The organism is Ruegeria sp. I3 (assembly GCF_056532525.1).
On record NZ_JBQFNI010000005.1, the window covers coordinates 228,974 to 249,922 of the forward strand.

Sequence of the window (20,949 nt, forward strand, 5' to 3'; positions counted from 1 at the left end):
TGTCAATGCAGCCTAAGGTGGGCCGGGCGTGACGGCGTGCGTTCCCAGATCACCACCGGATGCGTCGCTCGACCGTTGAGTTCCGACAGCATTTGCTCGGTTTTCAGCCCCGGAAGCGCTGAGAAGACATCAAACAGCGCCTCGGCCCCTTCAGCGTTCACCGGAATGTGAAGGGTCGGCTGCCCCGGTTGGTCCAGAACCCAAAGCGCGGGGCGCGAGGTCGGGTCCAACGCCAACCGCTCAATCTCACGCGCAGCGACCATGCCGCCGTCGAGCGGGCCCAGATACGTGATCTGACCTTCGTCGATGGTCACAACCCCGGGACCGCCTGCACCATTGCGGAAACGCACCCGTTGCACCCCGATCACGGCCAGAGCAATCGAAACCACGATCAGCAACCACCCCAACCACGCCAGCAATCCGCCGGGGCCGCTGATCCAGCTGAGGCCGAGGATCAGAACAAACCCTGCAACCAGCACTTCGCGCCAGCGCCACAGGGCCAGTTTGGCTTCGGGTCGAAAGAAACTCATGCCACGTCCTCCGGGTTTTTGAACAGGATCAGCGAGTATTGACCTGCAGGCTGGAACCCAATGGATATATAGGCACGCGCTGCCGCATCGGAAGCCGCAAAGAGGACAGCCCTGGAAACTCCCGCGTCGCGCGCCTCAACCAGATGCAGGGCAACAGCCAAACGCGCATAGCCCCGCCCTCGTAAATCGGGTGGTGTGTAGACACCGCCGATCTGCACCACTTCAGGCAAGCGAGCGTTGAAGCCGGTCATGCTGACCGGTAGGCCATTCTGCAGCAAAACTCGATGCGAATCCCGCTCGATATAGGTCTTGATGTCCTTCCCAGCCTGCGTCTGTGCGCGCAAAGGATCAAAATCCATGGCTTCGATGAGGTAGCTTTCTCGCCAGTCTTCAAGGACCGAACGGTCTACATCAGTAAGCGGCATGAGATCTGCCCCACTGAAATCCGGTATTTGAAGTCGATCCAGCGCCAGGGAAAACCCCGGCTCATCGCTGTTCAGGGTCGCGGGTCGCCCTTCCCAACCTGCCAACCGGATTATCCGACGAGCCTGCGTTGCCTCAGCCGCGATGCCGAACAGGGCCCGGCCTCGAATAAGGTCAATCGCTGCGGCAAGTTCGGTATCCGAACAGTCGGGACATTGCAGCAGGATCATGCCTTCATTTGTTATGGCAAAGACCGCACGCAACGGGCTGCCAAGCGTCCATGCATTCAACGACCGGGGATGCGTACCGCACAGGCCAAAATCCCGTAGATTGGCCAAAGGGAACATCGATGTTTGGATATGTTGGGACAAAAACGAGTCGATCCTGGACAGGTCCGTTTCCTGCGCCAATTGCCACGTCACGTCCAATCTCCCAACGATTGCTGCCACATTGTCATCGCCGCAACGGCTGCTGTATCGGCGCGCAGGATACGTGGGCCGAGGCTGACCACATGGGTAAATGGCAGCTCTGCCAACCGTTTGCGTTCGGGCTCGGAAAACCCGCCCTCGGGGCCGATCAGGATCGCCCACGGCTTGCCTTTCTCATTCTCTGCCAAGCGCAGGGCTGAGCCGGCTTCTGCCTCGTCACAGAACATCAATTGGCGATCATCGGGCCACGCGCCCAGGATACGATCCAATCGCTGGAGGTCAGCGACCTCAGGCACAAAAGTGCCGCCACATTGTTCGGCCGCCTCAATTGCGTGGGCCTGCAAGCGATCCTGTCGAATGCGCTCGGAGTTGGTGAATTCGGTCTGCACCGGTATGATCCGCGCGGCCCCCATTTCAGCTGCTTTTTCAACGATGAAATCGGTCCGCGCCTTCTTGATCGGTGCAAAGAGCAGCCACAGATCGGGCGGTAATTGCAGAGGTTTCGATTGCTCCACGCACGACAGAATTCCGCCTCGTTTACTTGCTTCTGCTACCTCTGCCTGCCACTCGCCATCGCTGCCATTGAATAGCGCGACCTGCCCCCCAACCGACAGGCGCATGACACCGAACAGATAATGCGCCTGCTCACGCGTCAAAGGAACCGATTGCCCCGGACCCAAAGGGTGCTCTACATACAGTCTGATCTTCGCATTCATGAGACCCTACATATGCAAGGCAATGCCCCAACACCAGACGGTCAGGTCGCCGATGCCGTAACCGGCAATTGGGTCGATACCCACGCCCCCGCCTTTGCCCGCCCTTACCTACGGCTCAGCCGCGCAGACCGACCCATCGGCACATGGCTGCTGCTGATTCCCTGCTGGTGGGGTCTGGCCTTGGCCATCCTGAGCGACGGCGCACCACGATGGGAGGATCTTTGGATCGCAGTTGGTTGTGCCATTGGTGCGTTTTTGATGCGCGGCGCGGGCTGTACGTGGAATGACATTACTGATCGTGAGTTTGACGGGAAGGTCGAGCGTACAAGGTCGCGCCCGATTCCCTCAGGCCAGGTGAGTGTCCGTCAGGCTGCATTCTGGATGGTGCTGCAATGTCTGTTGGCCCTGGCCATCCTTCTGACCTTCAACCGAGCCGCGATTGCGATGGGGGTTCTGTCTTTGCTGCCTGTTACCATCTATCCCTATGCAAAACGTTTTACGTGGTGGCCGCAGATTTTTCTGGGGCTGGCCTTCAACTGGGGCGCATTGCTGGCCTGGGCTGCACATACCGGCACCGTGGGCTGGCCTGCGATCATGCTTTATCTGTCAGGAATCGCCTGGACTTTGTTCTACGACACGATCTACGCCCATCAGGATGCCGAGGATGACGAGCTGATTGGCATCAAGTCCACCGCACGGCTGTTTGGCACCGATACGGCCCGTTGGCTCAAGTATTTTCTGATTGGAACCGTCAGTCTAATGGCCTTTGCAATTATCGACGCGGCTTTGCCCGGGTCATCGGTTCTTGCTTTGGCGGTCGCCCTTGGAGGGCCCTGGGCGATGGGGTGGCATCTGGCCTGGCAATTGCGGGGACTGGACACGGAGGACAACGCAAAATTGCTACAGCTTTTCCGGGCCAATCGCGACACCGGCTTGATTCCGCTGATCTTCCTCTGCGTCGCCCTTTTCCTCTGATTGCACCTCTGTGCTGCGCTCTGTATGAGTCCCGGAACCAACCGCCCGAGGAGTCTCGATTTCGCCCATGCGTCTGCCTTACGCCCTAGCTGTTGCGTCGATTTTCGCGGTGTCCGCCGTGCTATCGCTGGTGGTCGCTGGATTTGCGGTCAGCAAGATCGAAGACGCCTCGGAACTGGCCGTGCGAAAGGCCTTGAACTTGCAGGGGCATGATTGGGCCGAAGTCGAATCCGACGGCCTGCGTGTCGTTCTGACCGGCACGGCCCCGACTGAGGCGACCCGATTCAACGCCCTGATCGCTGCGGGCACCGAGGTCGACACCTCGCGCGTCATTGACGAGATGGAGGTTGCTCCCACCGCCGATCTGACACCGCCCCGCTTTTCTACCGAGATCCTGCGCAATGACAGCGGAATTTCGATTATCGGGCTAGTACCTGCGGCTCTGGATCGCGACGATCTGGTAGACAGGCTGCAACGCCTTGATCGGGACGCGTCAGTCTCGGACCTGATGGAAAGTGCCGACTATCCCAAGCCAGACGGATGGGATCAGGCAATCGACTATGCGATCGAAGCGCTCTCGGATTTGCCACGGGCCAAGATATCTGCCAGCCCAGGGTTGGTGCGTATCACGGCGATTGCCGATAGCCAGCAAGAGAAAGACCAGCTGGAACAAGACCTAAGCCGCGCCGCGCCACCAGGTCTGCGAATCGGCCTTTCGATTTCGGCACCTCGCCCGGTAATCACACCATTCACGCTGCGCTATCTGATAGATGAGGATGGCGGGCAGTTTGATGCGTGCTCGGCCCAGGATGAAGTTGCGCGCGACATCATCGTCGCTGCAGCACAAGAGGCCGGATTAACCGGCCCCTATTCCTGCACCATTGGGCTAGGCGTACCGTCTCCGCGTTGGGCGAATGCAGCGCAGCTCAGCATTCGTGCGCTATCCGAACTTGGTCAGGGTTCAGTTACTCTGTCGGATGCAGATATCACTCTAGTTGCCACACAAGGGACTAACCCTTTGGAGTTCGACCGCATCGTGGGAGAGCTCGAAAATGCGCTGCCCGAGGTTTTCGCCTTGCATGCAGTTCTTCCCGAACCCGAACCGGATGACCCGACTGGGCCTATTGAATTCGTCGCAACACGTAGCCCTGAGGGTTTGGTTCAACTGCGTGGCCGTCTGAGTGACGAAACGCTGCGTGAAATGACCGACAGCTTTGCACGTGCCGCCTTTGGATCATTGCAGGTGCACACAGCCACCCGGATTGCACCGGACCTGCCCGCGGATTGGCCCATACGCGTCTTGGCCGGGCTGGAGGCACTGTCGCAACTGCACAATGGCGCCCTGACCGTTACGCCGGACAATGTAGCGCTGTCGGGCATCAGCCATGATCCCGACGCCAAGGCCCGGATCGCCGGCATGCTGTCGGACAAGCTGGGCGAGGCGCAGGATTACACCCTGTCAATCACCTATCAGGAGCCGCCCGCACCCGCCGACGCGCCGCCCGACCCTGAGGTCTGCGAAGAGCAGCTGGCCGAGGTTCAGGCCACCAGCAAGATTGCTTTCGAACCGGGATCAGCCACCGTCGCAGCAGACTCGCGCGATGCCCTGAACCAGATCGCGGACATCCTGCGTGAATGTGGCCCCATCCGGTTGGAGATTCAGGGCCATACCGACAGTCAGGGCCGTGAAGAGATGAACCAGCAGCTCAGCCAGTCGCGCGCGCAGTCGATCCTGAACGAATTGCGCGGACGGCGCGTGCCGACTTCAAGCTTTTCTGCGGTCGGGTATGGCGAGACGCAGCCCATCGCCGATAACGAAACCGAAGAAGGCCGCGAAGAGAACCGCCGAATCGAGTTTCGCCTGATCCGTCCTGAACCCGTGGCCAACACCCTGACCGGGCTTGAGGCGATGGAAGCCGAGGCCGAATCTGAGGCCGAAATCGAGACACCTGAAACCGACGCACCGGATGCAGGCTCAGAGGACCAGTAAGTTGAACAGAACAGAATTCATCATCGCCACAGCCATTATCCTGTTCGCAGCTTTCTGCATGGGTTGGTTCGCCAACTGGCTGGCCCATCGGCTGTCCCGTGTTCGCCAAAGCGACGTGGCCGATCTTGACCGCATGAGTCAGGAACTGCACGAGGCCGAAGAAACACGCGATCAGGCCATCACATATTTGCAGCAGCGTGAGGCAGAGCTAACCAACCAGCTGACGCAAACCGAAGCCGAGTTGAATGCCGCAATGGAAGGGCTGCGCGCGGCGCGGCAGGAAGCCGAAGAGATGCGCGGGCGGATCAACAACGCAGACTAGGCACCCTACCAGCGGGTCAGCGCGTCTTCATCCTCGTCCTTAGCAGCCACCCATTCTGCTCCGGAAGTGGTGATTTCCTTCTTCCAGAATGGCGCGCGAGACTTGAGGTAATCCATCAGATATTCCGCCGCCTCAAACGCATCTTTGCGGTGCGGTGCGGCGGTGGCCACCATCATGATACGGTCACCCGGAGCAAGCCTTCCGTGGCGGTGGATCACCAGAACGTTGCCCAGTGACCAACGGGCTTGCGCCTCTTCCGCGATCTTGGTTAGGGCGCGTTCGGTCATGCCAGGATAGTGCTCGATCTCCATCACATCCAGATCGCCCGAAGCCAGATCGCGCACAACGCCTGTGAAGGTCACGATGGCCCCGTTGGTATCGTCCCCGGCGGCAAAAGCGTTGGCTTCGGCCCCCAGATCGAACGGGGCCTCCTGCACGACGATCCGCATTCTAGCCACCCGTCATGGGCGGAAAGAACGCAACCTCGCGCACACCGGTCAGCGGGGCGTCAAAATCCGAAAGCTCTTGGTCCAGCGCCACGCGCAAGGCCGACAGATCGGCAAAGGCAGCAGCATAGCGATCCTCACGCGCGCTCAGTTCCGCGACCAAATCGCTGACTGTTGCGGCTTCAGTTTCAATCTTCTCTTTCGGCAGTCCGATGCGTTCGCGCACCCAGGCGAAATACAGCACGTTCATCGGTTAGCTCTCCTTCAGGTGGGGCATGGCTTTACGTAGGTAGTCATAGCCCGTGATCAATGTCAGCGTCGCGGCAATCCAGAGCAGCCATAGCCCGATACGACCTGACCAGAACATGGCCTCAAGATGCCAGCGGATGTTGTTCAGGTCCTCGACCTGCCCTGCCAGAACCTGATCAATGGTTGTCGCATCCATGCCAAACGTGGCCATCACAAAATGGTGCTCGAATATCCCCTGCGAGAACAGGATCGCGATCGCTACCATCTGTGCCGTCGTTTTCCACTTGGCCAGCTTGGTGACCTTCAGGGTTCCGGCCACATCGCCCAGATACTCTCGCAAGCCTGAGACAAAGACTTCGCGAAACAGGATCACTGTCGCGGGCAGGACCAGCCATGGTGTCCAGTGTTCAGTCGAATAGCCCACCAATATCATCAGCGCGATTACCACCATTGCCTTGTCGGCAATGGGATCCAGCATGGCGCCAATCTTCGTTTCCTGTTTCCAGGCGCGCGCCAGATACCCGTCGAACCAATCGGTGATCGCCGCTGACAGGAACAGAATCAAAGCAAACCAATCCGCATAGGGACGGGTGAAATACAGAAACATCACGGCGAGACCGGGGGCCGCCACAAGGCGCAGTACAGTCAGAATATTCGGCAGGTTCCATTTCATGGCTAGGACCCTACATCGCCGGTTCAAGACAGAAAAGACAGGGTCTTAAAAAACTGACCCAGCACAAGCGTTTGCTGTCTTAAAAGTCAAAGCGTCGCAGTGGTGGTCACATTACAGGTTTCATCTTGGCACTTGATTGCTTTGGCGTCAGATTGTCGGCTGGCCAACCAGACAACACCCCAGAGCTGACATGACACCGCATATTCAAACCGATCCCCGGTCAAATCTGATCGGCAGCGCCTGGATGGTCGCCGCAATGGCACTTTTCGCGCTGGAGGATGCGCTGCTTAAGGCGGCTTCGGCGTCGATCCCGATCTGGCAAGTGCTTGTTCTCTTCGGTGCGGGCGGTGCAGTAATCTACGCAGCGGTTGCCACAGTACGTAGCACGCGTCTGTTCCAGCCCGACGTGTTGTCGCGCCCGATGAAGGTACGTGTGGTCTTCGAGATCCTTGGACGGCTTTTCTATGTATTGGCGATCGCTTTGACGCCACTGTCCTCGGCTACGGTGATCCTTCAGGCCACACCACTGGTTGTCGTCGCAGGGGCCGCGTTGTTCTTTGGTGAATCCGTCGGCTGGCGGCGATGGAGCGCCATTTTGATCGGTCTTGTTGGCGTTGTGATCATCATCCAACCGACCGGAGACAGCTTCTCGGCCCTGTCAATCCTTGCCGTGCTGGGGATGCTCGGCTTTGCGGGGCGCGATCTGGCCAGCCGCGCCGCGCCCGCAACACTGGGCACTGAGGTTCTGGGGTTCTATGGCTTCCTCTGCATCATTGTCGCGGGTTTGGCTTATCGATTCTGGGAAGGAACATCGCTGCAAACTCTGACGCCTAATGTCAGCCTGCACATGGGCGGGGCGATTGTGATGGGAGTCATGGCCTATGCCGCGCTGATGAAGGCGATGCGCACCGGCGAGGTCTCATCTGTGACGCCGTTTCGCTATTCGCGGCTGTTGTTCGGTATCGGCTTGGGCGTGGTGATGTTTGGCGAGCGATTGGATCAGACCATGTGGATTGGCTGCGCCCTCATCGTGGCGTCGGGCCTCTATATCCTTTGGCGGGGGCGAAAAGCCTAGCCCTTGTCATGGAAGAAGTCATAGACCTTCTGCGCCAACCCGGCTGAAATCCCCTCGACGGCTTTAAGATCCGCCAAATTGGCTCGGCTCACCGCTTTGGCGCTGCCGAAATGAGTCAGCAGGGCGCGTTTGCGCGCGGCCCCGACGCCGGGGATTTCGTCCAGTGGCGTTGCACCAACCGCCTTGGCGCGTTTCGCGCGATGGGTGCCGATGGCAAAGCGATGTGCCTCATCCCGCAAGCGCTGGATAAAGTACAATATGGGATCGTTGCGTTTCAGCGCAAAAGGGCGCTGCCCGATGCGGTGGAATTCTTCCTTGCCGTGATCGCGATCGACACCCTTGGCGACACCGACCATCGGGATATCCTCGACCCCGTGCTGGGCCATGATCTCATTCACGGCGCTCACCTGCCCTGCACCACCGTCGATCAGCAGCAGATCGGGCCAATGCCCCTTGTCCCGATCCGGATCATCCTTTTGCAGGCGTGTGAAACGGCGGGTCAGGACCTCTTTCATCATGCCGAAGTCATCGCCGGGGGTTAGATCATCGCCGCGGATGTTGAACTTGCGATAGGCGTTTTTCATGAACCCCTCTGGGCCCGCGACGATCATGCCACCCACGGCATTGGTGCCTTGAATGTGAGAGTTGTCGTAAACCTCGATCCGGTTCGGCGGCGCGTCCAGATCAAAGGCCTCGGCCACACCGCGTAGCAATTTGGCCTGCGTGGCACTTTCCGACATCCGCCGGGCCAGCGATTCACGTGCGTTGCGCAAGGCACCAGCGATCAGTTCCTGCTTTTCACCGCGTTGGGGCACCAGGATTTCCACCTTGCGTCCAGCTTTTTCCGACAATGCCTCCTGCATCAGATCGGCATTCTCGATCGCATCAGACAGGATCAACTGCCGGGGTGGTTCCTTATTGTCGTAGAATTGGCCCAGAAACGCTTCCATCGCCTCAGCCTGTGACACATCCGGGCCGACGCGCGGATAGAAATCGCGGTTACCCCAGTTCTGGTTGGCCCGGATGAAAAACACCTGAACGCAGGCTTGACCGCTGTCCATGTAGAGGCCAATGACGTCGGCCTCGGCCACGCCGCGCGGGTTGATGCCCTGAGACGTCTGCACCTGCGTCAGCGCCCGGATACGGTCGCGCAAACCGGCGGCCCGTTCGAACTCCATCGCCTCGGAGGCAGCCATCATCTGCGCGGCGAGATCTTCCTGCACTTTGGTAGATCGGCCTGACAGGAACCTTTCGGCATCCTTAACGCTTTCACGATAGTCGGCTTCCGAGATCAGTTCGACGCACGGTCCAGAACATCGCTTGATCTGATAGAGCAAACACGGCCGGGTCCGGCTATCGAACATGGAATCCGAACAGTTCCGCAGCAGGAACGCCTTTTGCAGCTGGTTCAGCGTCCTGTTCACCGCGCCTGCACTGGCGAAGGGGCCGAAATAAGCCCCCTTTTCTTTCTTCGCCCCTCGGTGCTTTTTGATCTGCGGAAAGGCATGATCCTTGGCGACCAGAATATTCGGGAAGCTTTTGTCATCCCGCAACAATACGTTGTATTTGGGCTTGAGCTGCTTGATCAGGTTCTGTTCCAGCAGCAGCGCCTCGGTCTCGGTCCGAGTGGTCAGAAACATCATCGAGGCAGTTGCGGCGATCATTTTCTCGATCCGACCCGAGTGCCCCGGGCGCGTGTAGTTCGATACCCGCGCCTTCAGGTTTCGCGCTTTACCTACGTAAAGAACTCGGCTGTCCCCATCCAACATCCGATACACACCCGGCGAGCTGTCCAGCGTTTTCACATAACGCTGAATGCAGGCATAGCCGGTGGCTTGGGTCGACGATTCGGAATCGGTACTGGCGGTCATGAGTCTGAGATATGATTCTCTGACCATGGCTGCAATCTTGTGCGCTTCAGATCAAGAGAAAACAAATCCACGACTTCTGTGGATAACTGTGCAGATAACTTTAGGGGCATCGTGATTTTCCCTTGAATCCTTGCCTATTCGTTGATCTGCACAAAAAATAGGCAGGAAATTATGGTGTTGTTTTTAAAAGATAAATTTGTTGATCTGAGACAAGTGTATGAAAATTAAGACATTTTTGTAACGTTCAGATAACAGGAACGAGAGCAGTGCAAAACTTGCAGCAGATTTACTTATTCTACACCAAGAACATCGGGTGTTTGCCAACCCAAATGTTGCCCACCATCGACGCAAAGAAGCTGCCCCGTAACCGCATGTGCGTCCAGAAAGTATCCCAGCGCAGCAGTAATATCCGACGGGTTCGCGCCGCGCTCCAGAATCGTGTTCTGCCGCTGAGCGCTAAAATGAGCATCACTTTGGCGATGACCCTGCAGCGTTGGACCGGGGCCGATCGCGTTCACACGGATTGCGGGTGTCAGAGCCTGCGCTGCAGTCCGGGTCAAGGCCCACAACCCCATCTTGGCAATCGTGTATGACATGAACTCAGGCGTCAGTTTACGCACCCGCATATCCACCATGTTCACGATCAGCCCAATCGCCAGAGGCTCTCCCTGATCATCAAGCTCCGACTGCAACCCCTGCTCGGCCATGGCTTGGGTCAGTACGAATGGTGCGCGCAGATTGCTGTCGAGATGCCGATCCCAGCTTTGGCGGGTAGCTGTGTGTATATTGTCATACTCAAATATCGATGCATTGTTGACCAGACAGGTGATCGGACCACCCAGCGCCTCAGCTGCACGCGGCAGCAATGAGCTGACTTGCCCCTCATCAAGCAGATCGGCCTGCAGCGCAACTGACCTTCGGCCCAGCGCCTGAACCTCATCAACCGTTTCACGCGCGGCCTGATCCGAACTGGAATAGTGCACAGCGACATCCATTCCGCGCTGCGCCAAATACAGCGCCATGGCACGACCAAGGCGTTTACCGGCACCGGTCACCAATGCTCGGGTCATGGGCTCATTCTCCTCGTCAGGTCAGGCTAACAGGCTTGCAACATAGATCACATACAGCGCTGTCAAGATCAGGCCCCAGACGCGTGTGATATCTTTCTTGAAGAACACAAAAGGAACCAACAACAGCGACGCGCCGAGCATCACCCACAGATCGAAACGCAGGAATTCAGGATCGACGGGAATACGCCCAAACAAGGTCGTAATGCCGACAATGGCCAGCAGATTGAACATGTTCGATCCGATGACGTTACCCAGTGCCACATCCGCTTGTCGCCTCAGGGCAGCCATGACGGTTGTCGACAGTTCCGGCAGGGACGTACCCACCGCGATCAGCGTAAGGCCGATCACTGTTTCGCTCACACCATAGTTCCGGGCAATGACGGTCGCATTTTCGACCAGGAGATGCGCACCCATTGGCAGGCCGATCAAGCCGAGGATCAGGTAGATCGCCACCTTCCAATAGGGCATGTCAGGATCTGCTTCCTCAAGACCCTCAAGCTCGTCCTCATCGGCACAAGCTTCACCACAGGCTTTACGGTGCGCATGTGCTTCGCGAAACGCGTTGCCGAGGATCAGAGCCAACGCAGCCAGCAAAATTGCCCCGCTGAGCAGATTAAAGACCCCGCAAAAAGCCAACCCGATAAATAACACCGACGCCAGAAGCATGAAGATGTAGTTCTTGCGGCTGTCGCACTCGCTTGTGTGCAAGGTCGCCAGAAGCGCGGGCAATCCCAGAACCAGCAAGATATTCGCTGTATTCGAGCCCACCACGTTACCCAACGCAATGCCCGGCGCGTTTTCCTTGATGGCGCTGATTGCTATCAGCAGCTCAGGGGCCGAAGTTCCAAATGCAACGATTGTCAGGCTGACGATCAGGGCGGGAACCCCCAACCGCAGGCTGAGGTTCACGGCCCCACGCACCAGCGCGTCACCTGCCAACAACAGGATCAGCAGCCCGAGGCCGGAGAACAGCCATGCCGTCATCCACGGCCTCCTTCTTCGCAAGGACACGGGCCTTTGCCGATCCTAAACCGCCCACAACGCGGACATTTCGCAGAACTCAATCGTTTCTGTCCAGGAAAGCGTAGCTTGCCGAACATCGCCAGAACGCCCATGGCGATCAGGAACAAGGTGACTGCTTTGATGATCACTCTACAACCCGAAACGCGCGTAGGCAGCGCGCTCCTCAAACCCGGCTATGGCATCCTGCGCCAGCGTCGCGCCGAAGCGCGACCAGATCGGTTTGCGCAGGCCATAGCGGCGGAACCTGACTTTGTCGCCAAACTTCTCCTGCATCTTGGGCTTTAGATGGGCAATACCATCGATCAGGCCCAGCTGTTGCGCGCGACGGGCCAGCCAGACCTCGCCATTGAACAGATCAGCGCTGCTGTCCAGCTTGCCGTCCCGGCGAGATTTCACATGGGTTATGAAATTCTCGTGGATATCGCCCAGCAGCACTTTAAGCCGTGCAATGTCTTCTTTCTTTTCCGGAGCAAACGGGTCGAGCATTGATTTCGACTGACCGGCAGTATGTACGCGTCGTTCAAAGCCCTGACGTGCCAGAAAAACATGCGCGCCAAATCCCGATGATATCACGCCGATCGACCCCAGAACCGAACTGTCATCGGCCCAAATCTCATCCGCTGAAACCGCCAACCAATATCCACCCGAAGCCGCCACGTCTTCGACGAAAGCGTAGACAGGGATCTTAAGCTCTTCCGCCAGCCGTTGGATACGCGCACCGATCAATGAGCTTTGAACGGGGGAGCCGCCCGGCGAATTGATCTCCAGCGCGACCGCAGCGGGCTTGCCCTTGCGAAAGGCTTTCTCCAACACCGGTGCCAGAGCGGTCGCGTTCATCGACCCTCGCCCGGCCATTCCAATGGCACCGGACAGGCGAACAACGGCCACAAGTGGCGGCTTTTTCATGAAGGGCAGGCTGAGTTTCATGGAAGCCGATGTAGAGCGCGCCGGAGCCGTAAACAAGAGACCCGAAGCGCCATAAACGCGACGTGAACCAATTTCACACACCTGATGGGCAAAAATGCAACGCCCTAGCTGCGGATGCGCCAACCGGTTTTGAAGATCCAGCCAATGATCGCGAGGCATATTCCGGTGAAGGCTAGTATGGCCAGAAGGCTCCAAAATATCGGGACATCTGCGATACCATAGAATGACCAGCGGAACCCGGAAATCAGATAAACCACAGGGTTGAACAGAGTGATCGTCTGCCAAAGCGGAGGTAGCATCGAGATCGAGTAAAACGTCCCACCCAGAAAAATCAGGGGCGTCACAACAAGCTGGGGGACAAGCGACATTTGCTCAAAATTTCCGGCCCAAATGCCCACGATAAACCCCAGCAGCGAGAAACTGAGGCAAGACAAGATCAGGAAAGCCGCCATGGCAAACGGGTGTTCAATGCGAATGTCCACAAAGAACGTCGCAGTGGCCAGAATGACAAGACCTACAAACAGTGCCTTAGTTGCGGCCGCGCCCACATAGCCAATCACAATCTCGATGAAATTGATGGGAGCTGAAAGTAACTCATAAATCGTACCCAAGAATTTGGGGAAGTAGATGCCAAAGGACGCGTTCGAGATTGACAGCATCACTACGGACAACATGATCAGACCCGGCACAATGAAGGCCCCGTAGGACACGCCTTCGATCTCTTGAATGCGACTGCCGATGGCAGTGCCAAACACCACGAAATAAAGCGAGGTCGACAGGACCGGAGACAAAAAACTCTGCGCCAGTGTGCGAAAGAATCGGGCCATTTCAAACCGGTAGATGGCAGTAATAGCGGACCAGTTCATGCGGGTTCTCCGGACACGAGGTTGACGAAAATCTCTTCAAGGCTCGATTGCCGCGTCTGCACATCACGCAGCACTAGACCGGCCTGTGCAACATCATTGAGAAGAGTGGTGATGCCCGTGCGCTCGGCATTGGTGTCGTAAGTATAGATCAGCGCATCGCCTGCACCGTTGAGCGTCAGTTGATGATCGGACAGAACGTCGGGAACCGATAAAATGGGCTCGGTCAACATGACCTCAATCTGCTTTTTGCCCATCTGCGCCATCAATGTGTCTTTGTCCTGCACGAGCAAAAGCTCACCCTTGTCGATGACACCCACACGGTCGGCGATTGCCTCGGCTTCCTCGATGTAGTGAGTGGTCAGGATGATGGTGACACCAGCCTGCTTCAATTCGGCCACGATCTCCCACATGTCCTTACGTAGCTCGACATCTACGCCGGCGGTGGGTTCATCCAGAAACAGCACCCTTGGCTCATGCGCCAAGGCTTTCGCGATCAGCACACGTCGCTTCATGCCTCCGGATAGTTCTTTGATTGCGTTACGGCGTTTGTCCCATAGGGACAGCTTGCGCAGGATTTCCTCGATCCTGGCGTTGTCTCCGCTATGACCGAACAGCCCGCGCGAAAAGCGGACAGTGTTCCAGACCTTCTCGAACGGTTCCAGCGCGATTTCCTGCGGCACCAGCCCAATCATCTTGCGGGCTGCGCGATACTCGGTCTGGATGTCATGGCCACCTACGGTGACCGAGCCCGAAGTCGGCGTGGTAATACCGCACACAGTCGAGATCAGCGTTGTTTTACCCGCCCCATTGGGGCCCAACAGCGCTAGAATCTCACCTTCTTCAATGTCCAGAGACACACCTTTCAGCGCCTCAAACCCATCGGCATAAGACTTCCGCAAATCCCGGATCGACAATATGGTCGTCATGCGTACCCTCGTTCTGACCCCGCAACCTATCGCGACGGACCATCGTGGAACAGTCCAATTCCGCACAGTGCCATGCGCGTGTGCGCAGGGTTCAGTCTCGTCCCGTCAGGCGACCTAGCCAGCCTGACTTGGTCTCTTCTTCGGCAGCGTCTTCTTGCGGTGGCGGACCTTCGAAATATTCTTGAAGATTGGCGAAAAACTGATCGGCCATCTTCTTGGCAAACCCATCAATCAGGCGGCTGCCCAGCTGAGCCAGTTTGCCACCAACCTTAGCCTCGACCTCGTAGGTCAGAAGGGTGCCACCAGCCTCGCTGGGCGCGAAGGTTACATCTGCGCTTCCCTTGGCAAAGCCTGCAGCGCCCCCCTTGCCCTCACCTGCGATGGTCAGGCGTTCGGGCTCAATCATGTCGGACATGGTCACTGTGCCTTTGAAAGTCGCCTTCACAGGGCCAACCTTTTGCACCACGGTCGCATTATACCCCTCGGTTGGATCACCGGTAATCTCCTGCGCGCCGCTGATGCAGGCTTTTAATACTTCAGGGTCCAGCAACGCAGCGTAAACGGCGGCAGGCGGCGCCTGAATTTCACGGGTATCGCTTAACTGCATCTCTCAACCTCTTTTTAATCCTACGGCAGACCACAAAGACCTAGCCCTGAAACATCGATGCAGGCAACCAGTTTGCTCAAACCAAGGCACTGGATCGGGATTCTTCGCTTGCATTCGTTCCGCCCAACAGAAACCCTGCGCCGCAGGAGGAAGACATGCTGCACGGCATACGCATCATCGAAATCGAAGGGCTGGGCCCAGCCCCCTTCGCGGCCATGCTGCTGGCGGATATGGGCGCCGATATCATTACCATCCATCGCAAAGGGTCCGCCGTCACTCCGGGTATGCCTGAACGTTCGCTGCTGGATCGCGGCAAACGATCAATTGCGCTGGACCTCAAAGACCCGCAGAACCTTAGCGTTGCAAAACGGCTGATCGCAACGGCTGATGCGCTGATCGAGGGTTTTCGCCCCGGCGTGATGGAAAAGCTGGGGCTGGGGCCGGAAGACTGTCATCACCTGAACCCAAAGCTGGTCTATGGCCGAATGACAGGCTGGGGGCAGCATAGCCCACTTTCTGAGACAGCGGGCCATGATCTCAACTATATTGCCCTTTCAGGGGCTTTATCCTACGCGTCGCCGCCCGGCCAACCGCCTTTGACGCCCGCAACACTAGTCGGGGATATCGGCGGTGGTGCGATGTATCTGGTTGCAGGTCTGCTCGCCGGGCTTTTGAATGCCCGAAGTACAGGCAAAGGCACGGTGGTGGACGCCGCCATCTACGATGGCTCGGCACACATGATGAATTTGCTGATGAGCCTGCGCCAAACCGGCAACCTGTCCGACACCCGGGGTCAAAGCCTGCTTGACGGACCGCATTGGAGCCGAACCTACGCCTGCGCAGATGGCGGCTTCATCTCAGTTCAGTGTCTAGAGCCAAAATTCTATGCTCACTTTCTGGACATCCTCGGGCTCAGCGATGATGCGGAGTTCGCTCAGCAATACGACCAGACCGCTTGGCCCAACCTGACGGAACGGTTGAGCGAAATCTTTGCCAGAAAACCGCGCGACGAATGGGCGGCGCTATTCCAGGGGACAGACGCCTGCGTTGCGCCGGTCCTAAGTCCACAAGAAGCACGAGATCACCCCATGAATTCGGCTCGCCAAACATGGGTCGACCACGACGAAACACGTCAAGCCGCAGCCGCTCCTAGATTCTCAACCTACAACTGGCAACCGCGGCCCAGCCCCAAACGCGGAGAGCATACAAATGAGATTTTGAACGAACTTCCTCCCGCTTCATCTGGCTAAAAATACCTCGGGGGTGAATTGGCCGCAGGCCAAGAGGGGGCTGGCCCCCTCGCCAGGCTTACCGCCCGCGCACCGTATCGATCATCAATTGAACGTTCTCAGGGTCCGCATCTGGCGTAATACCATGACCCAAATTGAAGATATGCGGTCCTTTTGAGAAGGCTTCGACAATCCGCCGCGTCTCATCGACAAGCGCTTGCCCGCCTGTCACCATATTCGATGAAGCCAGATTGCCCTGCACACACCCATCGACTTGCACATTCGCAGCAGCCCATTCGGGCGACACAGAATTGTCCAGCGCGACACAATCCACACCGGTGGCCTTGGCGAAACCGATGTAACCCTGATCCGCTTCGCGTGGGAAACCTATCACGGGAATGCCCGGATGGCGGGCCTTTATGGCGGCAGTAATCTCGCGACAGGGTTCTACGGCGTATTTCTGAAACGCTTCGCCCTTCAATGATCCTGCCCAACTATCAAATATTTTGACAACCTCGGCCCCAGCTTCGATCTGAGCTGACAAGTATTCAATTGTCGCGGCCGTGATCCGATCCAACAGCGCCTCGAACAGCGCAGTGTTTTCTTCGCGCAGTGCATGGGCTGGCCCCTGATCCGGGGTGCCCCGTCCGGCGATCATGTAGGTCGCCACTGTCCAGGGCGCGCCAGCAAAGCCAATCAAAGTAGTCTCAGAAGGAAGCTCGCGAGAAAGGATGCGCACGGTTTCATACACCGGAGAAAGCGTCTCATGAATTGCATCAACGGGCTTCAGCGCATCAAACTCCGACTGCCGTGTAATTGTCGAAAGGCGAGGACCTTCGCCGGTGACAAACCACAAATCCGCACCCAGCGCCTGCGGCACAAGCAGGATATCAGCAAACAGGATCGCGGCATCAAAGCCGTAGCGGCGAATAGGCTGAAGGGTGACTTCGGCGGCAAGCTTTGGGTTATAGCAAAGAGACAGGAAATCTCCGGCCTGTGCGCGCGTTGCACGATATTCAGGCAAATACCTCCCAGCCTGTCGCATCATCCAGATCGGCGGCACATCCTGCACTTCCCCCGCCAGCGCCCGTAGCAATTTCTTTGTCTCGGCCATTCGTGCCCCCAGTGTTCCGGTTTGGTGCAACGCGTCGGCCCTCAGTGGCAATTTGTCAAGCTCTGCCCCCATTGTCAGGGCAATGTGACGCGACTAAAGCTGTGCACATGAGTCTTACATTGCCTACCCCCGCATCGCCTCTGAAAATCGGCACCCGTGGATCTCCGCTGGCGCTGGCGCAGGCTTATGAAACCCGTCAGAGGCTTGGTGCCGCTTTCGACCTTCCAGAAGATGCGTTCGAGATCGTGGTGATCAAGACCACCGGCGACAACCGCGCGATGATCGATGCGGACCGACCGCTGAAAGAGATTGGCAACAAGGGTCTGTTCACCAAGGAAATCGAAGAGGCGATGCTGAAGGGCGAGATTGATGTCGCCGTGCATTCGACCAAGGACATGCCGGTCGAACAGCCTGATGGGCTGGTGCTGGATACTTTTCTGCCGCGTGAAGACGTGCGCGATGCCTTTATCTCTCCGACGCTGAGTTCGATTCACGACTTGCCCGAAGGCGCGGTTGTCGGGACGTCTTCGCTGCGCCGTCGGGCACAGTTGCTGAACCGGCGGCCCGATCTGAATGTGGTCGAGTTTCGCGGCAATGTTCAGACTCGCCTGAAGAAGCTGGCCGATGGCGTGGCCGATTGTACCTTTTTGGCCATGGCCGGATTGCGCCGCTTGGATATGAAAGACGTCCCCGCGACTGCCATATCACCTGATGACATGCTACCTGCCATTGCGCAGGGCACCATCGGCATTGAACGGCGCAGCGACGATAACCGCACCGCCGAGATGCTGGCGGCGATTCATCATGTCGAAACAAGCCAACGCCTTGCGGCTGAACGCAGCCTGCTGGCCGGGCTGGATGGCTCATGCGAAACACCGATCGCCGGTTTGGCGCAAGTTCAGGATGGCCAACTTGCTTTGCGAGGAGAAGTTCTGCGCCCGGACGGTTCCGAGGCGATCAGCGAAGAAGCCACCGGGGCGCTCGAAGATGGAGCAAAACTGGGTCAGACAATGGCCGCCTCTCTGCTGAAACAGGCCGGACCAGGGTTTTTCGACTGGCGCTAAGAAAAAATTTAAACAATTTCAGGGTAATGTGAACTTCTTCACTGTCTACCCCGCCGAATTCGTTAAATATAGGGATAGAAGGTCGATCTCGAATATATCGAAAGTTTTAGCCCGTGTTGTTTTAGATGGTATTCGAGGGGGCGAGATTGATACTTCCGGCGGGGCGCAGTTGATTTTCAACAGCGCCCCGTTCTCTTTTCCAAAGCATATGGCGAAGTACTTACTCTGCACCTTCGCGCAGACCATGATGATGACTAAACACCGGTCGCGCATGAAGCACCTCTGATCGGAAATCCGCCATGCGCCCCGGTAGCGCGCGATAGAATGATGCCAAACCTGGCTCAACCGCCATCGCATGCTTGGCACATTCCTTGCACAATCCAGCGACTACGGTCTGTGACTCCCGTGCGCGTATCGCCTCTAGTAGACCTATGTGTGCGGTCTGCAGCTTTTGAAACGATGCACTGCCTGCAACTTCCCGATCTCCGACCAGTACATAAACAGGCTCTGGCTCGCTTTTACCTTTCAAATCCACGAAGCCCGCCTCTAGCAGCGCAAGATCAGAATTGGTGACACGGCGAATAGAGTCTGAGACTAGAATATCATAATCCACATGTCGGCAGTTTTGTTCGATCCGCGCTGCCACATTCACCACATCTCCGATTACTGTGTAATTGAACCGGCGCCGCGAGCCGATATTGCCGACGCAGGCGGCTCCGGTTGCGCAGCCTGTCGCCAGTGCGATGGGAGGACGCCCGCGCATGATGGGCAAAGTGTTGAACTTATCTAGCGCGCCGCGCATCTTCAGCGCGGCCAAGGCAGCGCGGCACGGGTGGTCATCCACGGGCAGCGGTGCATTCCAAAAAGCCATAACCGCATCGCCGATGAACTTGTCGATCGTTCCACGCTCGACCAGAATCTGATCCCCGATCTCTGAGAACAGCGCATTCAGCAGGGCCACCAGATCGGTGGCTGATACAGACTCGGACAATGGCGTGAAGCCCCGAATGTCCGAAAACATCACCGTGATCTCCTGAGATTCACCTCCCAATTGCAGTTGATGCCCATTGGCCTCCATCTCATCGAGGATTTCCGGTGCGACATAATGCGAGAAAGTCTGGCGGATCACCCGCTTCTCCCGCTCGGTCGAAACAAAGAGGTACCCGGCCAGAAGCCCGAAATTGGCCATACCTCCGGCCAAAGGGAAGGTCGCATCAAACAGAACCGACTGGTTCTGGAACGCCAACCAACTGATGGCAATTACGGCCGATGCGGCAACACCGCCTGCAGCAAAAGAAGCGACCGCCCCATAGTTGGACATGACCACTGTGACAACGACACCCAGGATCACGAACGCCAGCAGCTCAAGTGCAGAGGTAACATCCGATCTGCTCAGCACATCGCCAAGGATGATCTGTTCGATAATCTGGGCGTGAATCGAAACACCGGGAACAGATTCACCCAGTGCCGTTTCGCGCATATCGAACAGGCCCGCCGCAGAGGTGCCGACCAGAATGATCCGTCCTTCTATCTCTGACTGAAGCGTTGGATCACTACCGCTACGCATGACATCATCGGCCGACAGATAGAGGCCAGGATTGTCCCGCCTGTAACGCACCCAAATCTCGCCATTCTCGGTGGTCGGCAGCACAAAATCACCCAGACCAACCTCAAGCATGATGCCGATCTCGTCCTGCGATCCTTCGGCAAAATAAACGGATTCGCCCATGGCCACCCGCAGGGCTTCAACCCCAAGCGCAGGTAATACACCGTTAGGCCCGGACCAAAGCACAGGGACCCGTCGCACCACACCCAAACTTCCTTGGGGCGAAACATTAACACCCCCGATCCCGGCCGCTTCTTCCCCCAATGGCGGCGCCAGAGAGGTCCAGTGGGCAACGCTGACAAGGCCAGCTGCGGGGTTCTCTCCGATTTCGACTAACCCCGCCTTCGGTACAATGGCCGAACCGCTATCGGTTTGCCGGGCTGCCACACCCAGAACCACTGGCCATTTCGCAACTTCGTCCCCAAATCTGACGTCATTGTCCAGATCGATCGCGGCCTGATCCACCTGCAATAGTCCGGACAAGGTCGGGTCTTGCAACAGTCGCATCGGAGAGTATCGGTCGGGCTCGGCAAACAGCATATCAAAGGCAATCGCAGCGGCACCGTATTCGCCCAATCGTTCGACCATCTGACCCAACAGGGTACGAGGCCATGGCCATTGGCCCCATTCTGCCAGAGACCTTTCATCAATATCTACTACGCGGACCGGCAGATCCGGGTTGTAGGCCCGTGGTGAAATCCGCTGCAGGATATCGAAGTAAATCAATCTGGACATTTGAACGGGATACGGATCCGCGACCCTAATGAAGCAGCCCATCAAGATCAGCCCCAAGCCTACAAGCCTGAATACTAATCGATG

Annotated in this window: 21 protein-coding genes; 6 read left to right on the forward strand and 15 right to left on the reverse strand. The window is 57.5% G+C overall.

Features of this window, described 5'->3' with window-relative positions:
- Positions 1–2 precede the first annotated feature (2 nt).
- Genes ACR0L9_RS15220 through ACR0L9_RS15230 form a run of 3 tightly spaced genes read right to left on the reverse strand, consistent with a single transcriptional unit; the run spans position 3 to position 2,097 of the window.
- Entirely contained in the window at positions 3–530 is a 528-nt protein-coding gene (locus tag ACR0L9_RS15220) for a hypothetical protein (RefSeq protein ID WP_170818562.1), read from the reverse strand.
- Positions 527–1,375 carry a GNAT family N-acetyltransferase gene (locus ACR0L9_RS15225; protein ID WP_170802322.1) on the reverse strand — a complete coding sequence of 283 codons (849 nt, stop codon included), beginning with the start codon at positions 1,373–1,375 and terminating at the stop codon, positions 527–529. Before ACR0L9_RS15225 ends, ACR0L9_RS15220 begins: the two co-directional genes overlap by 4 nt.
- Positions 1,372–2,097, reverse strand: coding sequence for a 16S rRNA (uracil(1498)-N(3))-methyltransferase (locus tag ACR0L9_RS15230; protein WP_170408406.1), 726 nt, complete (start codon positions 2,095–2,097; stop codon positions 1,372–1,374). Before ACR0L9_RS15230 ends, ACR0L9_RS15225 begins: the two co-directional genes overlap by 4 nt.
- A gap of 12 nt (positions 2,098–2,109) precedes the next feature.
- Here ACR0L9_RS15230 and ubiA point away from each other — a divergent pair, with 12 nt between their 5' ends.
- The 3 genes from ubiA (at position 2,110) to ACR0L9_RS15245 (ending at position 5,384) form a co-directional block, all read left to right on the forward strand.
- Positions 2,110–3,072: a 4-hydroxybenzoate octaprenyltransferase gene (gene ubiA / locus ACR0L9_RS15235; protein ID WP_170736745.1), complete on the forward strand. Its 963-nt coding sequence runs from the start codon at positions 2,110–2,112 to the stop codon at positions 3,070–3,072.
- Between the two features lie 67 nt (positions 3,073–3,139).
- Entirely contained in the window at positions 3,140–5,062 is a 1,923-nt protein-coding gene (locus ACR0L9_RS15240; protein WP_480895995.1) for an OmpA family protein, read from the forward strand.
- 1 nt (position 5,063) lies between these two features.
- Positions 5,064–5,384: a hypothetical protein gene (locus ACR0L9_RS15245; RefSeq protein WP_170395619.1), complete on the forward strand. Its 321-nt coding sequence runs from the start codon at positions 5,064–5,066 to the stop codon at positions 5,382–5,384.
- 5 nt (positions 5,385–5,389) lie between these two features.
- On the opposite strand, the gene ACR0L9_RS15250 is transcribed toward ACR0L9_RS15245, so the two are convergent.
- Genes ACR0L9_RS15250 through pgsA form a run of 3 tightly spaced genes read right to left on the reverse strand, consistent with a single transcriptional unit; the run spans position 5,390 to position 6,752 of the window.
- Positions 5,390–5,833 (reverse strand): molybdopterin synthase catalytic subunit, encoded by a 444-nt coding sequence (locus tag ACR0L9_RS15250; protein ID WP_170395617.1) that lies wholly within the window; start codon positions 5,831–5,833, stop codon positions 5,390–5,392.
- A gap of 1 nt (position 5,834) precedes the next feature.
- On the reverse strand, positions 5,835–6,080 hold the full coding sequence (moaD, locus tag ACR0L9_RS15255) for a molybdopterin converting factor subunit 1 (RefSeq protein ID WP_170395615.1): 246 nt from the start codon (positions 6,078–6,080) through the stop codon (positions 5,835–5,837).
- Between the two features lie 3 nt (positions 6,081–6,083).
- Positions 6,084–6,752: a CDP-diacylglycerol--glycerol-3-phosphate 3-phosphatidyltransferase gene (pgsA, locus tag ACR0L9_RS15260; protein WP_170395613.1), complete on the reverse strand. Its 669-nt coding sequence runs from the start codon at positions 6,750–6,752 to the stop codon at positions 6,084–6,086.
- Positions 6,753–6,942: 190 nt separating this feature from the next.
- On the opposite strand from pgsA, the gene ACR0L9_RS15265 reads away from it, so the two are divergent.
- Positions 6,943–7,827: a DMT family transporter gene (locus ACR0L9_RS15265; protein ID WP_480895996.1), complete on the forward strand. Its 885-nt coding sequence runs from the start codon at positions 6,943–6,945 to the stop codon at positions 7,825–7,827.
- Here ACR0L9_RS15265 and uvrC read toward each other — a convergent pair.
- From uvrC to ACR0L9_RS15300, 7 genes are all read right to left on the reverse strand, one after another.
- A complete protein-coding gene (gene uvrC, locus ACR0L9_RS15270) occupies positions 7,824–9,698 on the reverse strand; it encodes an excinuclease ABC subunit UvrC (RefSeq protein WP_480895997.1) in 1,875 nt (624 codons plus the stop codon). The two genes, ACR0L9_RS15265 and uvrC, sit on opposite strands and share 4 nt — an antisense overlap.
- Positions 9,699–9,988: 290 nt before the next feature.
- Positions 9,989–10,768 (reverse strand): SDR family oxidoreductase, encoded by a 780-nt coding sequence (locus tag ACR0L9_RS15275; RefSeq protein WP_170395607.1) that lies wholly within the window; start codon positions 10,766–10,768, stop codon positions 9,989–9,991.
- A 21-nt stretch (positions 10,769–10,789) separates the two neighbouring features.
- Positions 10,790–11,752, reverse strand: coding sequence for a calcium/sodium antiporter (locus ACR0L9_RS15280; protein WP_170395605.1), 963 nt, complete (start codon positions 11,750–11,752; stop codon positions 10,790–10,792).
- Positions 11,753–11,920: 168 nt separating this feature from the next.
- Positions 11,921–12,718, reverse strand: a complete 798-nt coding sequence (locus ACR0L9_RS15285) for a S49 family peptidase (RefSeq protein WP_170395603.1) — start codon at positions 12,716–12,718, stop codon at positions 11,921–11,923.
- A gap of 104 nt (positions 12,719–12,822) precedes the next feature.
- Positions 12,823–13,584: an ABC transporter permease gene (locus tag ACR0L9_RS15290; protein WP_170395601.1), complete on the reverse strand. Its 762-nt coding sequence runs from the start codon at positions 13,582–13,584 to the stop codon at positions 12,823–12,825.
- Positions 13,581–14,510 (reverse strand): ABC transporter ATP-binding protein, encoded by a 930-nt coding sequence (locus tag ACR0L9_RS15295; protein ID WP_170395599.1) that lies wholly within the window; start codon positions 14,508–14,510, stop codon positions 13,581–13,583. Before ACR0L9_RS15295 ends, ACR0L9_RS15290 begins: the two co-directional genes overlap by 4 nt.
- 91 nt (positions 14,511–14,601) lie before the next feature.
- A complete protein-coding gene (locus ACR0L9_RS15300; RefSeq protein WP_170395597.1) occupies positions 14,602–15,117 on the reverse strand; it encodes an SRPBCC family protein in 516 nt (171 codons plus the stop codon).
- 155 nt (positions 15,118–15,272) lie between these two features.
- On the opposite strand from ACR0L9_RS15300, the gene ACR0L9_RS15305 reads away from it, so the two are divergent.
- Positions 15,273–16,367: a CaiB/BaiF CoA transferase family protein gene (locus tag ACR0L9_RS15305; protein ID WP_480571380.1), complete on the forward strand. Its 1,095-nt coding sequence runs from the start codon at positions 15,273–15,275 to the stop codon at positions 16,365–16,367.
- A 58-nt stretch (positions 16,368–16,425) separates the two neighbouring features.
- On the opposite strand, the gene hemE is transcribed toward ACR0L9_RS15305, so the two are convergent.
- Positions 16,426–17,460, reverse strand: coding sequence for a uroporphyrinogen decarboxylase (hemE, locus tag ACR0L9_RS15310; RefSeq protein WP_480896000.1), 1,035 nt, complete (start codon positions 17,458–17,460; stop codon positions 16,426–16,428).
- Positions 17,461–17,567: 107 nt separating this feature from the next.
- On the opposite strand from hemE, the gene hemC reads away from it, so the two are divergent.
- Positions 17,568–18,524 (forward strand): hydroxymethylbilane synthase, encoded by a 957-nt coding sequence (gene hemC, locus ACR0L9_RS15315; RefSeq protein WP_480896001.1) that lies wholly within the window; start codon positions 17,568–17,570, stop codon positions 18,522–18,524.
- Between the two features lie 220 nt (positions 18,525–18,744).
- Here the strand turns inward: hemC and ACR0L9_RS15320 are convergent, their stop codons facing one another.
- Positions 18,745–20,865: a CHASE2 domain-containing protein gene (locus tag ACR0L9_RS15320; RefSeq protein WP_480896003.1), complete on the reverse strand. Its 2,121-nt coding sequence runs from the start codon at positions 20,863–20,865 to the stop codon at positions 18,745–18,747.
- Between the last annotated feature and the right edge of the window lie 84 nt (positions 20,866–20,949).